Source organism: Bacteroides sp. 90-K9/2, from assembly GCF_047310725.1.
In the GTDB taxonomy this organism is placed as follows: domain Bacteria; phylum Bacteroidota; class Bacteroidia; order Bacteroidales; family Bacteroidaceae; genus Bacteroides; species Bacteroides vicugnae.
This window is the reverse complement of the sequence record NZ_JBCGVL010000001.1, coordinates 803,626-817,688: the sequence shown is the minus strand read 5'-3', so window position 1 is coordinate 817,688 and position 14,063 is coordinate 803,626. Positions and strand designations below refer to the sequence as shown.

Here is a 14,063-nt window from a genome sequence, read left to right as displayed (position 1 = left end):
TATCGAATAAAACACTATCTTTATCACAGTTATTTAACAATAAATCTATGTTGTATGAAACAGTGCATTAAAACAAATGGAGTTTTATTCTTTTTTTGTTTGATATCATTAATCATTACTGCACAGGAGCAATCAGTGCAGTCTAATATCAAATGCTTGAATTATCCTAGTTCGTTTGAGTTATTGCTTCGGCATTTTAAAGGAAAAATTGTATATATTGATGTAATGGCATCTTGGTGTAAACCCTGTCTGGCAGAACTCAAAGAATATGAAAAAACAGATGATTTTTTCAAAAAGAATGATATTGTGAGACTTTTTATTTCAATAGATGAACCCAAGGATTGGAATGCCTGTCTGAAAAGATTGGATGAAAGATTATTAAATGGGTATTTTGTCACCTATCATCGACCAGAGAATAGTGTTGAGAATAACGAATTTTCTGTTGAAGTGGAGAAGTTGTTTGTCACTTATGATGAGAAAGGTAATTTCGCCGGGCTTTCAGTTCCTCAGTTTATTATTGTTAATAGGGAGGGAGCTATTGTAGAATATAAGGCACAAAGACCAAGCAATCCGGAGGAATTGAAGAATCAGTTGAAACAATACTTGGAATAATATGAGGAAAGACTCCCAAAAACGAAAAGCTCTGCACAGAACCTTCGTTCTGTGCAGAGCTTTTTTACTGGTTAGGGTTAGGTTTATTTTATTGTTTTACCTTGATGATGTCATAATTCAGATCACTGACAGCTTCTTGCAAGCTATCGTTCACCAGACGAAGAGTGGTGTCATTCACAATCACGAAATACATCGGAGCTTCGCCATCCTTCGGAGTTAACTTAACAGCAGTCACAGGTTTTTTGTTCACTACCTTGTGTACAGTTTCTTGTTTTCCTTTTGAAGTGAAAGTCTTGTTTTGTCCTTGACCTTCAGCGTCGAGGTAAGTCATATCCAATGTATACACAGTGTCCATACCGTCAGTTGCAGCGTTCAGGGTCAGTACATAATCAATACCCGGACCGTCGGCAGCAGGAAGAGTACCTTCATAAACTTCAGTCAATTCGGTAATCGGAGTCATAGCAAGAGCTAGACTGTCTGCTTGAGCCTCTGCGGCTTTGTTTGCTTTTGATTGGCATGATGCCAAAGCAGCTACGACTGCTGCTAACATAATTACTTTTTTCATCGTTAAGTGCTTTAAGTTAATATAAATAGTGAGCTATTGCTCGTTTTTGCTATTCTATTCCTGTTCCTCGTCCCGTTTGATGACAAGCAGTTTGTCTACTCGTCCGCGGTCCATATCCACTACTTCGAATTGTAAATTCTTGTAGGTGAAGATGTCTCCCGCTTTCGGGATACGGCCAATCAGGAACATGGCTAATCCCCCCAGAGTGGTGAAGTCTTCCGATTCCAGATCTTCATAGGATAAAATACCCATTTCCTCCATGAAGTCGTCGATATTCATCGAAGCTTCCACCAGCATCGAACCATCCTGCCTGGTAACGATTTCTTCTTCTTCCGTTTCATCCTCTTCAAGGATGTCTCCGAAGATACTTTCAGTCAGGTCGTGCAGGGTGATGATACCCTCTGTGCTGCCATACTCGTTAACAACAACTCCGAACTTGTTTTTGTTCTTCTTAAATAGCTCTAAAACTTTATTTGCATACAAACTTTCCGGAATAAAGAGGGGAGGACGGGCTATTTCGCGTAAGTTAAACAGCTTTTTACTGCCTACCATCAGGATAATATCCTTTACGGAAACAACACCGAGAATTTCGTCTTTCCGTTCGTCCACCAACAGATATTTACTGTAATGTTCTTCTTCGATCGTCTTCATCACCTTTTCCTGCGTATCATCAGGGTGAAGGATAATGAGATCTCTGCGATGCGTCATCAGTTCGTTAGCCCGTTTGTCGGAGAAGCGGAACACGTCACGTATCATTTCTGTTTCCTCTTTGTCAATCACACCCTGTTCCGAACTTTGATGGAGAATCATTTTGATTTCTTCTTGTGTCATGGGGCGTTCTTCGCTTTTCAGACCGATCAGTTTATTCAGTAGCCGGGTAGAGACACTTAGCAACCATACGAAAGGGTAGGAAACCTTTGTCAGCAGGATCATGATAGGACTGAATAATATCGCATAACGCTCCGGATTACTAAGAGCGATAGATTTGGGTACTAGCTCTCCGATAATCAGAGAAAGATAGGTAATGATTGCTACGGTAGTAACCATTGCCAGATTGCGTGCATAGGTTTCCGCTCCCGGGATAAGGGAAAAGAAAGGAACAAGGTCGTCGGCAATAGCCACACCACCATAGGCACCGGATACGATACCGATCAGAGTGATACCAATCTGAATGGTAGATAAGAACTTTTCCGGTTCTTCCAATTGTTTCAAAACTCCGCGGGCTGATTTGTTGCCTTTGGCGACAAGTGTTTCAAGACGTGCTTTGCTGGATGATACCAGCGCAATTTCATACATGGCAAAAATGCCATTCAGTACAAGTAAGAGAAGTATGATAAGAAATTCCATAAATGGATTAAAATGGTTATAGGGTCGAAATTACAAGAAATCAAGACACGATGCAAATATGTGTGACAGATTAATGAATATTTAATAATCGTGTTGTCTTTTTAGATGCAAATGACGCGGATAACACAGATCTAATAAAATGATAGATCCGTGTTTTCCGCGTCATCCGTATTTGAAGAGTTTTCTTACTTGTTATTTAGCGTAGGTTGCTGCTTTTGCTTTGGCACGCTCGATACGTTTCATTGTATCCGGGTGTGACGAGAACATCTTCTGCAGATAAGAAGCCTGTGGAGCATCTTTTGACAGTTCGGACAGTTTGGTCAGTGAGTTAGCCATCGCATACGGATCGATACCATTCTTTACACAGAACTCTACACCGTAATCATCTGCTTCACTTTCCTGTTTCTGCGAGTATTGCGCGCCTGCCAAAGCTTCCGCCATGGCTCCCAGTTCAGAATCAGTCAACTTGGCTACTTTATCGTTGGTGGCGCCTGCTGCATTCTTTACAGCTGAACGGAGATAAGCATTCTTCATGGCATCTTTTGAGTCTGTGTGAATAACGTGACCGATTTCATGTCCTACCACAGCCATTACTTCTTCATCTGTCATAACATCCATCAGACCGGCACAAATACGTACACTACCGTCACCGCAGGCAAAGGCGTTTACGTCTATCACTTCGTATACACCGAAGTTAAGTTTCAGTCCGTCCACTTCTTTGATATGTCCGGTCAGTCTCTCCAGACGTTTGCCGTATTCGGAATCAGGTTTAGTTAAAGGATTATGAGCATCCATCCATACCATATATTCCTTGCTCATGTTAGCAATGTCCGCATCGGATAAAGTAACGGCTGATACTACGTCTTTACCGGCTTGTAACGCTTTTCCCAGATTAATCTTCTTGCCGAATTGTGCAGAAGCTGTCATACCCATGCCTAACAATACGAAGGCAATCATAGCAATTTCTCTTTTCATACTTTTTTCTAGTTTGATGTTTTATGTATAGTTAATATTCAAATGTTATTCCTAATGTAGGGAGTAATGTTCCGCTCGATTGTTTGATGCGTTTCATTTTATAGTGTTGGCTATCGGCGGGAGCTTCCGGATTCTCAATGATGCCCGTACTCATCAGTACGTCCTGCTGTTTCAATTTGCTTGCCGTGATATTTTGCAAGTCAAGATAGAATCCCAGCATACAATGTTTCAGATAAAATGTCTTGTCGATACGGAGGTCTACCTGTGCAAAGGCCGGAAGCCGTTCCTTATTGTATCTCGAATAGTCGTAATAGGCTTTGCCTTGTGCATCCCAGGCAGATACCAAGGATGATTTATCTTCATCATAAGGCGTATAAGGAGCACCGCCGATGCAACTGACTTTCATTCCGATGCTCCATTGGCACGGTAGATTGTAGGTTCCCCGTAAGTTGAAGATATATCGGTTGTCCCATGCAGATGCAATGTATTCACTCTCTTTGTCGTTGCGGTATTCGCTTTTAAATAAGGTAAAGGAAGAAGCCAGATTCAGTTTCTTGGCGATCAGCCATTTCGCCAGAATCTCCGCACCATACGAGCGTCCCTGGGCGGTAGAGGTCAGCAATTCATTGCCAATTACCCCATAGTCATTCCCTTTGCAAGTAAGAGGGATGCCATCTACAACGGAGAGTGGGATTTTATCATAATCTTTGTAGAATCCTTCCACGGACACTTCGAAAGTATCTCCTTTGCGCCAACTGATGCCCAAGCTTTCCTGGCTGACTTTCATATAGCGGAGATTGTATTTGTTGACATACGTTCCGTTATTATCCTTAAAACCGAGAGCCGTGTAAGGAGGCAACTGGTAATAAAGTCCTGCATTTCCACTTAGAAACCAGTGATCGGCAAGCTGATAGGAAAGCGATATGCGCGGTGAAAGCTGGTCGGAGAGTGATTTCATCGCCGATGAATAATTGTTGGCATCCGCTCTCAATCCCAGAGAAGCTGTGAAGCGTTCATCCATTGAAGAGTAGCTGATAGTGCCGAAAAGTCCCCAGCGCATCATTCCCAAATAGGTATGGTAATCAAACGTTTGTGCCTGATTGGTATATGCCTTTTGAAAGGTGGTATTGGTATATTGGCTATAATCCAGATTCACTCCGAGGTTGACCTTCCAGTTTCGGAGAGAGGAAGTGTTTTCGAAGCGGAATTTTGTTTCCTGTTCGGTAGAGCGGAGACGGAGCATCAAATTCTCCGGAATGCTTTCATCATTCTGGCGGTATTTGGTGTTGCGATTGTTCAGATAGCTGTGACTGACTACCACCGACTGCACATGTGCGCCTGCATAATGACGATAAACGGCCCCTAATGTAAATGTCTCCTGCTTGATTTTCGGCAGGTAACTAAGGATGTATTCATTGTCTTCGCTATCCGCTTTCGTGTTCAACCGCATATTGTCGATTCCTCCGAGTCCCAACACTGTCAACTCGTTCTGTTCGTTAAACCGGGTTTTCAATTTGAACTGCGCATCAGTGAAAGTCGGCAGGAAAGGGAGGTCGAGCATGTCAAACAGGAACTGCAGATAGGATTGGCGCACGGATACCAGATAAGAGGTCTTTTTCCCGATATGTCCGTTGGAGGCGAGCGAGACTTCGGATGCTCCGAGGGTAGCCTTTATTGAGTTATGCTCCATATCTCCGTCGCGCAACTTGAAATCAAGAACGGAACTAAGTGCATTTCCTCTATCAGTGGGAAAAGCACCGGTGTAGAAATTGACTTCACGTATCAGGTCGGCATTGAGGATTCCTACGGGACCGCCCGATGCTCCTTGTGTACTGAAATGATTGATATTGGGAATTTCCACTCCGTCCAGATAGAAACGGTTTTCTGAAGGAGAACCACCGCGCACGATCAGGTCGTTGCGGTAACCTATTGGTGAGAAGGCAACTCCCGGATAAGATTGTACGATGCGTGAAATGTCCCGGTTGGCTCCCGGACTCTTTTCTATTTCCTGCAATCCGATAATGCGAAGACTGACGGGACTTTCCAGATCACGCCGGAAAGGAGAAGCGGTGACGGTTACTCCTGCCAGTTCGGTCAGGTTCTCTTCCATCTCTATTGAGATGTTCAGATCTTTGGTCGATAAAATATATTCGGGAGTAGTGACACTCTTGTAGCCGATGGCTGTCGCTTGCAGGCGGTAGATGCCGGGAGGCACTTGTTCGATAGTGAAATGGCCTTCCGCATTGGTGACGCCACCTTTGTTCAGCCCGAGAACCATTACGTTAATGAACTCTAATGGTTGACGGCTGTTTTTTTCAATAACCGTTCCCTTAATTTGGTGTACAGGTTGTGCCTGTAGCAGGGAAAACAGAAGGTTGGAAAATAGTAGCAGTGTCAACAGTTTTTTCATGTGATTGCAAATTATTGCTGCGAAAGTACAAAAAAAGCATTAAAGAATGATACCTTCCGTGAATAAAAATAGAATCACTTCTTATCTGGCTCGTTTTACTTCTTGATAAAGTTAGCCGGATTTTGTTTCACATTTCATTTTTATATCTTATTTTTGTGGGAAATTAAAACAGATTCCTGATGAAGACTGTAAAATTGATAACTTGTAATGATGCGATGAAGGCGCATATCCTTCAAGGGGCATTGGAGAACGAAGGTATTGAGTCTATTCTGCACAATGAGAATTTCTCTACTTTGTATAAAAGCTGTGTGAGCAGCATCGCGGGGGTGGATATATTGGTGGCAGATGAAGACTATGATAGGGCTGTTCAAGTGTTGAGGGATAATGATAGTTGGCCGGAGGAGTTGACGCTTTGCCCGTACTGCGGTTCATCGGATATCCGGTTGGTTTTGAGAAAAGGAAAGCGATGGCGTGCGATGGGGGCTGCCATACTTTCGGCATTGATGGTTATTCCTCCGGGAGACAACCACTGGAATTACACTTGTAAGCAGTGTCATAAAACCTTCGAAATGCCGGTTTCTAAATTTGATCCTTCCGCAGTGACAGAGGAATAACTATATCTAACTATAATAACACATAATGAAAAAGAAAAAACTTCTATTAATTGTTCTTCTTTTAGTTCTGGTGGCTCCCTCTTTTGCTGCCAAAGTAGATACCTTATTAGTTAAAAGTCCTTCTATGAATAAGGAAGTGCAAGTGGTGGTGGTAACGCCGGATGCTGCGCTGGGGAAGAAAGCGGTTGCTTGCCCCGCCATTTATTTGTTGCACGGTTACGGTGGAAACGCTAAAACATGGATGGGTATTAAACCGGATCTTCCTCAAATTGCGGACGAAAAAGGAATCATATTCGTTTGTCCGGACGGAAAGAATAGCTGGTACTGGGATAGTCCGCTTAATCCGTCTTATCGTTATGAAACTTTTATTTCATCGGAATTGGTGAAGTATATCGACGGACATTACAAGACGATTGCCGACAGGAAAGGGCGTGCCATCACCGGATTAAGTATGGGTGGACATGGAGCGATGTGGAATGCGATCCGTCATAAAGATGTATTTGGTGCTGCCGGAACTACCAGTGGCGGGATGGATATTCGCCCGTTTCCGCAGAACTGGGAGATGGCGAAGCAGTTGGGAGAATTTGCCGCTAACAAGAAGGTATGGGATGAATATACGGTCATCAATCAGATTGATAAAATAGAAAACGGGGATTTGGCAATTATCATCGACTGTGGTGAAGCGGACTTCTTCCTGAACGTGAACAAGGATTTGCACAACCGTCTGTTGGCACGAAAGATTAATCACGACTTTGTCACTCGTCCGGGTGGGCATACGGGAAAGTACTGGAATAATTCCATTGATTACCAGATTCTGTTCTTCGATAAGTTTTTCAAGAAATAAATCCGGGAATGCTTGACTTTGGCTTTTCAATGTCGTATCTTTGGATACAGAATCATAAAATAGATTGAGGTTAAACTACGATAGAAGGAGGAGGCGAAAGCTTTCTCCTTTTTTGTTGTATGCTGCGGTGACGGAGAATCTCACCCCGGCTTGTAGCGGTTGTAAGTCGGTGTATGAAGAGGTTTTAGCTGCCGGGGGACAGGAAATCAGCTGTTTTATCAGGGTAAATCATACGTTCTGTTAAGTATAAACCGATGCTTTGTTAGATGTAAACCGATGCTTTATTCAGTAGAATCAGACAGCCTGTTCGGAAAAAGGTGGAATAATGGGACTCTTTTGTTAATGATGCGTAAATCTGCGTTTTGATACACTCTCTTCAGTCTATTTGATTCTTGTTTTGCTTCTATTTAATCTTTAGACCGCCGCCTCCGATAAACCGCCTACTTGCGGGACTAATAACACTTTTCTCTATCTTGAATTGTGCTTTTGTAGTTGTATCTTCTTCTTTTTTCGGGGGATAAGTGCCTTCTATAACTCCGATGGCTACTTTCAGAAGTCTTTCATTGGGATCACCGAATGGCAGGAATTCACTGTAATTGGTAATTCCATCAATGGTTGTCTCACTGATTTTAAGATCTGCGTTAGGTACGAAGGAACCGTTTTCATCATGCTTAGAATTATAAACTGTACAAACCACTGGATTCACCGACCACAGGAATTCCTCGTTGACAAACTGCTCTGTTGCTACATTTTGCCCTTTAGTGGCACTACCTATGCTTACAACGGGATAGCTGTCTTTCAAGAAGAGACTCCCTATTAACATTTCCGGTGCTCCGGCTGTAGTTCCACTGGTGATAACAAACAGACCGGGCAGGTTTAAATTAGTACCGCTTCCTAATATGGTAGGATCAAAGTTGATGGTAGCATCTTTATCTCTGTTCTTGTCGTTGTATTCCAGATAGGCCATTGGCTCGTTTAACCGTGCATTTGATGTTAAGATTGTGCCTAATAACTGCACACAATCTAATGAACCTCCGGCATTGTAGCGCAAGTCAAGTATGACATACTTCACGCCTGCTGTCTTGAATTCTTGCGAGATTTGACGCAGTTCGTCATTGTATTTTTCCGGATCAGCTTTTGTCCCGGCGGTGAAGCTGTTGTACATGAGATAGCCGACCTTGAGGTCGCTATTGTTTTCTTTTACCGTAAGTATTTCTGTTTTATGTACCGGATTGTCTTCAACGACTCTTGCAGCAGGTAGTTTTAGTATTTTATCATTCGGAACGACCTTATATACAGTTGTTTCTTCTTCGTCTACTTCCCCTTCTTCAGGCTCAACAGGAACTTCTTTCCATACTCCCATCACTAAATCCCGGGCTTTGGTTCCTTGCAGTAATTGAGTCTCGTATTTTTTGCTGATGTAAGAAGTATCGACTTTCATAATCCAGTCACCGCGCACCAATCCGGCCGCTTCTGCCGGTGAACCGGGAATGACGTAAGTAATTAATGCATTATAAGCTGTATCAATATCCGCACTTCGAACCAGTGAATAATCAAATCCATAGGTAGGCAGGGGAGTTTCCATCACAGAATCCACAAACGAATAACTGTCGCTTTTCGATTTCACTTTAGACAAGAATGAGGCAGGATCCAGAAACAGATTCACATCATTGTAGGAAGGTAGATCTTGATACCACAGATAGTTCTGCTGCATGATGTCGTACATCCATGTATCCAGTGCGGTCTGGTGGGCATACTCCGGCCAGCGGTCGACACCACAGGAGAAAAAGCCACTGATAAATACGATGCTCAGGGCAGGTATGAGGATTATCTTTCTTAATTTCGTCATCATAAAAAGCTTTTTACTGTGCAAATGTAGGAAATACTTTGCTTATCTACCACATTTATGGTATAAAAATGCCTTCAATATGTGATTGGCTGTTAGAGATTCTTGCCTTATCTTTGTAGCATAGAAATTTTTAATAGGTATTAGCTTACATATAGAACGTTATTAATAGACGAATCATTATTCATGGATATAGCTGCATTATTATCAGGAGGTGTCGACAGTTCAGTTGTTGTGCATCTCCTTTGTGAGCAAGGATATAAGCCCACTCTTTTTTATATTAAGATAGGCATGGACGGAGCGGAATATATGGACTGTTCGGCAGAGGAAGATATTGAATTATCTACTGCTACGGCACGTAAGTACGGTCTGTCTTTGGAGGTAGTGGATTTGCATCAGGAGTATTGGGAGAATGTAGCGGCCTATGCCATTGATAAAATCCGGCAGGGACTGACACCGAATCCGGATGTGATGTGTAATAAGCTTATCAAATTCGGCTGCTTTGAACAGCGTGTCGGGAAAGACTTCGACTTTACGGCAACCGGTCATTATGCCACCACCTTGCAACGTAACGGTAAAACTTGGCTGGGCACAGCGAAAGACCCTGTGAAAGACCAGACGGACTTTCTCGCACAGATTGATTACCTGCAAGTTTCCAAACTCATGTTTCCCATTGGAGGGTTGATGAAACAGGAAGTGCGTGAGATTGCCAATAAAGCCGGATTGCCGAGTGCCAGAAGGAAAGATAGTCAGGGCATCTGTTTTCTCGGGAAGATAAACTACAATGATTTTGTCCGTCGGTTTTTAGGAGAAAAGGAAGGGGCGATTATTGAATGGGAAACCGGAAAGAAATTGGGTACACATCGCGGCTATTGGTTTCACACAATCGGCCAGCGCAAAGGGCTTGGATTGAGTGGTGGTCCCTGGTTTGTAGTCAAGAAGGATATGGAAGAAAATACAATCTATGTGTCCCGCGGTTATGGTGTGGAAACACAGTATGGCAATGAATTCCGGATGCATGATTTCCATTTCATTACTGATAATCCCTGGAAAGGACAGGAGAAGGAGATAGACATCACTTTCAAGATTCGTCACACTCCCGACTTTACCAAAGGAAAACTGATACAGGAAGGGGAGACGCAATTCCACATTTTGTCCTCTGAAAAGCTGCAAGGCATTGCTCCGGGACAGTTTGGGGTGATTTATGATGAAGAGGCGAAAGTTTGCGTGGGAAGCGGAGAAATCATCTGTTAAATAGTTTATTTTGAAAGGTGAGGATTCGATAATCAGGATAATTTTCACTACTTTTGTTTCGTAGAATAATAAATAAAGGAGGATTGCTTATGACAACGATGGAATTGAAAAGTCTGAAAATGGACTTGGTGGAGGAACTCCTGAGTTTGAATGACAAAGAGATGCTCAATCGGGTGAAGAACTATTTGAAACGACTTAAGAAAATGGAAGCAGAAAAAGAAATGGAAGAAATCACAAAAGAGGAGATTCTTGCAGGGATTGATGCAGGACTGAAAGAGGTAAAACTTTCTATGGATGGCAAGTTGGAATTAAAGAGTGCAAGGGAGTTTTTGAATGAACTATGAAATAATAGTTAAGCCAACGTTTCAGCGGGAAGCTAAACGATTGGCAAAACATTATTCATCTTTTAAAGAAGATTTTGCTTCATTGATTGATGAGTTGGAACAGAATCCGCAATTAGGTACCGATTTAGGTCATGGCTTGCGCAAAGTCCGCATGAAAATTACTGCGAAAGGGAAAGGAAAAAGCGGAGGTGCAAGAGTTATCACTTTCACTTTGGTTGTTTCCCAGCAAGATGCAATTTTGAATCTTCTCTATATTTATGATAAAGCAGACAGGGCTTCTATATCAGACAAGGAAATAGAACAACTTTTGAAACAAAATGGCTTGAAGTAAAGCGTATAATCAGATATAGTATTCGGCTAAATCCACAATCCCTGCCCTCATCGCATATTTAGTAGCCTCGTGCACATTATTCACTCCCAATTTACGAAAGATATTCTTACGATGGCTGTTGATCGTATGGAAACTAAGATTTTTCTCTGCAGCAATCTCTTTCGTCGTTTTTCCTAATGCGATTTCTTTTAGGATATTCTTTTCTGTTTGCGTCAGCAGATGGTCGTCCATGTTTGACGCTACCAGCGGGGAAGAAGCTCCCGAAAGCAGCAGATTGCTGACATGATTGCAAATATACCGTTGTTTGCGGGTGGCGCATTGAATGGCGGTCATGATTTCTTCTTTTGAGTTATCTTTCATCACTACCCCGAAAGCCATGCTGCTGAATAATACCTGACGGAGAAAGTTCAGACTCAGTTCATCGGAGAATAGAATCCAGTCGGCTTCCTTGAATCTTTCCTGCAAGACAATCAATTCATCTGCCCCGGCAAAATTGAACAAGGTATAGTCCAGTATAATCACTGCTTGCGGATACAATCGTAGCTGCTGAATCAGTTCAGCCTTGTTGTCAGCTTCTAAAAGGAGGGACACCTCCTTTTGTTTACTCAACAGGAACATCATTCCCGCCTTACTGATATCCTGATTGTCTGCAATGATAAATTCTCTCATAAGCCATGCTGAATAAAAAAACTCCGCTACAAATGTACGCATTTTGCGCGATTTGCAGCGGAGTTATGATAAGATTCTTAAGATCCGGATTACCAGGAACGTCCTTTGAAGATATTTGACTGGTCAAGCGGAACGATATTTCCGTTCAACGTCAGGTTATTGTTGTTGAAGTTCGGGCTGATACTAACCGAAGCAGTATTGTTTCCGCTGCTCATATTAATAAATACTTGAGCGGAGATGCCGATACCCTGAACACTGAATGAGCAGTTCACATTTCCTTTTTTGTCGATATTCATCTTCATATCCGAAGAATTACCATCCACTGTCACACCACCGATTCCGTTAGGACCCGGGTAAGGAGTATTGAAGGCAGTCTGTACGGTAGCTCTGTTGCCGTTCATCAAGACGAAGTTGGTGTTTGAAGTAACGAATGCACTCATACCGTTACGGAAAATAACCTGATTGGCTTCCAGTACAAATTGCTTGTTCTTCAAAGCCTGCACAGCTTGTTGATAGGCTGCCATGTCCTGCACCTCTTCTTCGGCACGGAGTTTTGCTCTCTCTGCATCTCTTTCTGCTTTTCTTTCTGCGCGGCGTGCTGCTGCGTTACTTTCTTGTGCATACATCATTGTGCTTGCACTCACTAATACTAATGCTAATAATGCAATAAACTTTTTCATAACTTTTTTTTGTTTAGGTTTAATACGTTGTTCGTTTATTGCAAAAACAATGTGTATGCCAGATTGTTCACGAGCGTCGTGCAATTTTATATCCGATGGCTGCCACAGTGATACTCATTAAGGGGCTGATAATGTTGAAAAAACAATAAGGGAGATACACAAGTGTGGGTACACTCAAGATAGTGGCTTGGGTCATTCCACAGCTGTTCCACGGGATCAATACGGATGTAACGGTTACTGCATCTTCCGTCGTGCGGCTTAGTAAACAACTTTCATATCCTTTCTTGGCATAAATATCGCGAAACATATTTCCCGTCAGAATAATACTGATATATTGATCGGCAGTGGTCAGATTAAGAAACAGCCCGGAACAGACCGTCGCACTGACCACGCTGACTGTTTTCTTCATAAAGCGCACAAAGATAGAAGTGATACTTCCCACCATGCCGCTTGCTGTCATTGCTCCGCCGAAACACATGGCACATAGTATCAGCCAAATCGTATTCAGCATTCCTGACATGCCACGTGTGGCAATTAAATCTGTCAGAACGGCATTATCCGTGTGCAAATTTGTCTCTCCGTAGATAGTCATCATTAGTCCTTTGAACAATGAATTGAATCCGGAAGCGGCGACTCCTGAAATTTCCTCCACTAAATCAGGCTGAAAGATCAAAGCAAAAACAGCTGCCAACAGGGTGGACAGGAACAGCGTAACGATAGACGGCACTTTCCGCGCTATCAATATGCCGGTTACTACGGGAACTATCAACAGCCACGGAGTGATATGAAACTTTTCATTCAGAGCTGCTGCCACTTCTGCGATGTGCTGTGTATTGTTGGCATCATGAGAGAATCCCGCTACGGTGAAAATAATCAGTGTAATGACAAGAGATGGAACCGTAGTAATCATCATGTAACGGATGTGACGGAACAGGGGAGTGTCTGTGATGGAAGAAGCCAGAATGGTGGTTTCGGATAAAGGAGATATTTTATCTCCGAAGTATGCCCCCGAAATAATGGCTCCGGCAATCCAGCCGTCTTCAAAACCTTGCGCCTTTCCGATACCCATCAGAGCGATACCGATGGTAGCAATGGTAGTCCATGAGCTCCCGGTCATAACGGAAATCAATGCGCAGATGATGCAGGTAGATGCCAGGAAGAAACTGGGATGGATAATTTGCATCCCGTAGTAGATTAGCGTCGGCACTACTCCACTAATCATCCAGATCCCACTCAACGCACCGATGATTAATAGAATAATAATAGCTGTCGCCACTCCGGCAATATTGTTGGTTATGGCAAGCTCGTAATCTTTCCAGGGAATTTTATAAAACACCATGCCGATAAGGATACAAATAGCTGTAGTGGTGAGCAGTGACACTTGGCTTCCGCCGCTTAGGGCATCGCTGCCAAATGTGCGGATAGTGGCAAACAATAATAACACCAGTACAATGATCGGTATCAATGATACGAGGGGCGAGGGAGCTTTCTTCATGTTGATTCTTATAACCTTTTATTTATTTTCCGGCTACTGTTTTGTTTATAGCCGCGCAAAGATACAACAAAAAAGGA

Annotated in this window: 14 protein-coding genes; 6 read left to right on the top strand and 8 right to left on the bottom strand. The window is 42.8% G+C overall.

Going from position 1 to position 14,063, the window contains the following annotated elements; genetic code table 11:
- Window positions 1-54 precede the first annotated feature (54 nt).
- Window positions 55-612 (top strand): TlpA family protein disulfide reductase, encoded by a 558-nt coding sequence (locus tag AAHJ11_RS03225; RefSeq protein WP_148366064.1) that lies wholly within the window; start codon window positions 55-57, stop codon window positions 610-612.
- A gap of 88 nt (window positions 613-700) precedes the next feature.
- On the opposite strand, the gene AAHJ11_RS03220 is transcribed toward AAHJ11_RS03225, so the two are convergent.
- The 4 genes from AAHJ11_RS03220 to AAHJ11_RS03205 all read right to left on the bottom strand — a co-directional run bounded on the left by AAHJ11_RS03220 (window position 701) and on the right by AAHJ11_RS03205 (window position 5,909).
- Window positions 701-1,177, bottom strand: a complete 477-nt coding sequence (locus AAHJ11_RS03220; RefSeq protein ID WP_167511813.1) for a copper resistance protein NlpE N-terminal domain-containing protein — start codon at window positions 1,175-1,177, stop codon at window positions 701-703.
- A gap of 54 nt (window positions 1,178-1,231) precedes the next feature.
- Window positions 1,232-2,524 (bottom strand): hemolysin family protein, encoded by a 1,293-nt coding sequence (locus AAHJ11_RS03215; protein ID WP_148366065.1) that lies wholly within the window; start codon window positions 2,522-2,524, stop codon window positions 1,232-1,234.
- A 192-nt stretch (window positions 2,525-2,716) separates the two neighbouring features.
- Window positions 2,717-3,499, bottom strand: a complete 783-nt coding sequence (locus tag AAHJ11_RS03210) for a M48 family metallopeptidase (RefSeq protein WP_148366067.1) — start codon at window positions 3,497-3,499, stop codon at window positions 2,717-2,719.
- Window positions 3,500-3,530: 31 nt separating this feature from the next.
- Window positions 3,531-5,909, bottom strand: coding sequence for a TonB-dependent receptor (locus tag AAHJ11_RS03205; RefSeq protein ID WP_195649016.1), 2,379 nt, complete (start codon window positions 5,907-5,909; stop codon window positions 3,531-3,533).
- A gap of 179 nt (window positions 5,910-6,088) precedes the next feature.
- On the opposite strand from AAHJ11_RS03205, the gene AAHJ11_RS03200 reads away from it, so the two are divergent.
- Entirely contained in the window at window positions 6,089-6,523 is a 435-nt protein-coding gene (locus tag AAHJ11_RS03200; protein ID WP_148366071.1) for a DUF2007 domain-containing protein, read from the top strand.
- A 25-nt stretch (window positions 6,524-6,548) separates the two neighbouring features.
- The gene (locus AAHJ11_RS03195; protein WP_148366073.1) at window positions 6,549-7,367 is read left to right on the top strand and encodes an alpha/beta hydrolase; all 819 of its coding nucleotides are present in this window, start codon (window positions 6,549-6,551) and stop codon (window positions 7,365-7,367) included.
- 403 nt (window positions 7,368-7,770) lie between these two features.
- On the opposite strand, the gene AAHJ11_RS03190 is transcribed toward AAHJ11_RS03195, so the two are convergent.
- On the bottom strand, window positions 7,771-9,219 hold the full coding sequence (locus AAHJ11_RS03190; protein ID WP_413579060.1) for a S41 family peptidase: 1,449 nt from the start codon (window positions 9,217-9,219) through the stop codon (window positions 7,771-7,773).
- A gap of 180 nt (window positions 9,220-9,399) precedes the next feature.
- On the opposite strand from AAHJ11_RS03190, the gene mnmA reads away from it, so the two are divergent.
- The 3 genes from mnmA to AAHJ11_RS03175 all read left to right on the top strand — a co-directional run bounded on the left by mnmA (window position 9,400) and on the right by AAHJ11_RS03175 (window position 11,142).
- On the top strand, window positions 9,400-10,467 hold the full coding sequence (gene mnmA, locus AAHJ11_RS03185) for a tRNA 2-thiouridine(34) synthase MnmA (protein ID WP_217721500.1): 1,068 nt from the start codon (window positions 9,400-9,402) through the stop codon (window positions 10,465-10,467).
- An 89-nt stretch (window positions 10,468-10,556) separates the two neighbouring features.
- The gene (locus AAHJ11_RS03180; protein ID WP_148366079.1) at window positions 10,557-10,811 is read left to right on the top strand and encodes a hypothetical protein; all 255 of its coding nucleotides are present in this window, start codon (window positions 10,557-10,559) and stop codon (window positions 10,809-10,811) included.
- On the top strand, window positions 10,801-11,142 hold the full coding sequence (locus AAHJ11_RS03175; protein WP_099146391.1) for a type II toxin-antitoxin system RelE/ParE family toxin: 342 nt from the start codon (window positions 10,801-10,803) through the stop codon (window positions 11,140-11,142). The genes AAHJ11_RS03180 and AAHJ11_RS03175 overlap by 11 nt, the downstream gene beginning before the upstream one ends.
- Before the next feature lie 9 nt (window positions 11,143-11,151).
- Here the strand turns inward: AAHJ11_RS03175 and AAHJ11_RS03170 are convergent, their stop codons facing one another.
- The 3 genes from AAHJ11_RS03170 to nhaC form a co-directional block, all read right to left on the bottom strand.
- Window positions 11,152-11,811, bottom strand: coding sequence for a LuxR C-terminal-related transcriptional regulator (locus tag AAHJ11_RS03170; protein ID WP_148366081.1), 660 nt, complete (start codon window positions 11,809-11,811; stop codon window positions 11,152-11,154).
- An 89-nt stretch (window positions 11,812-11,900) separates the two neighbouring features.
- The gene (locus tag AAHJ11_RS03165; protein ID WP_148366083.1) at window positions 11,901-12,491 is read right to left on the bottom strand and encodes a DUF4251 domain-containing protein; all 591 of its coding nucleotides are present in this window, start codon (window positions 12,489-12,491) and stop codon (window positions 11,901-11,903) included.
- A gap of 67 nt (window positions 12,492-12,558) precedes the next feature.
- Entirely contained in the window at window positions 12,559-13,986 is a 1,428-nt protein-coding gene (gene nhaC, locus AAHJ11_RS03160) for a Na+/H+ antiporter NhaC (RefSeq protein WP_148366085.1), read from the bottom strand.
- Window positions 13,987-14,063: the final 77 nt, after the last annotated feature.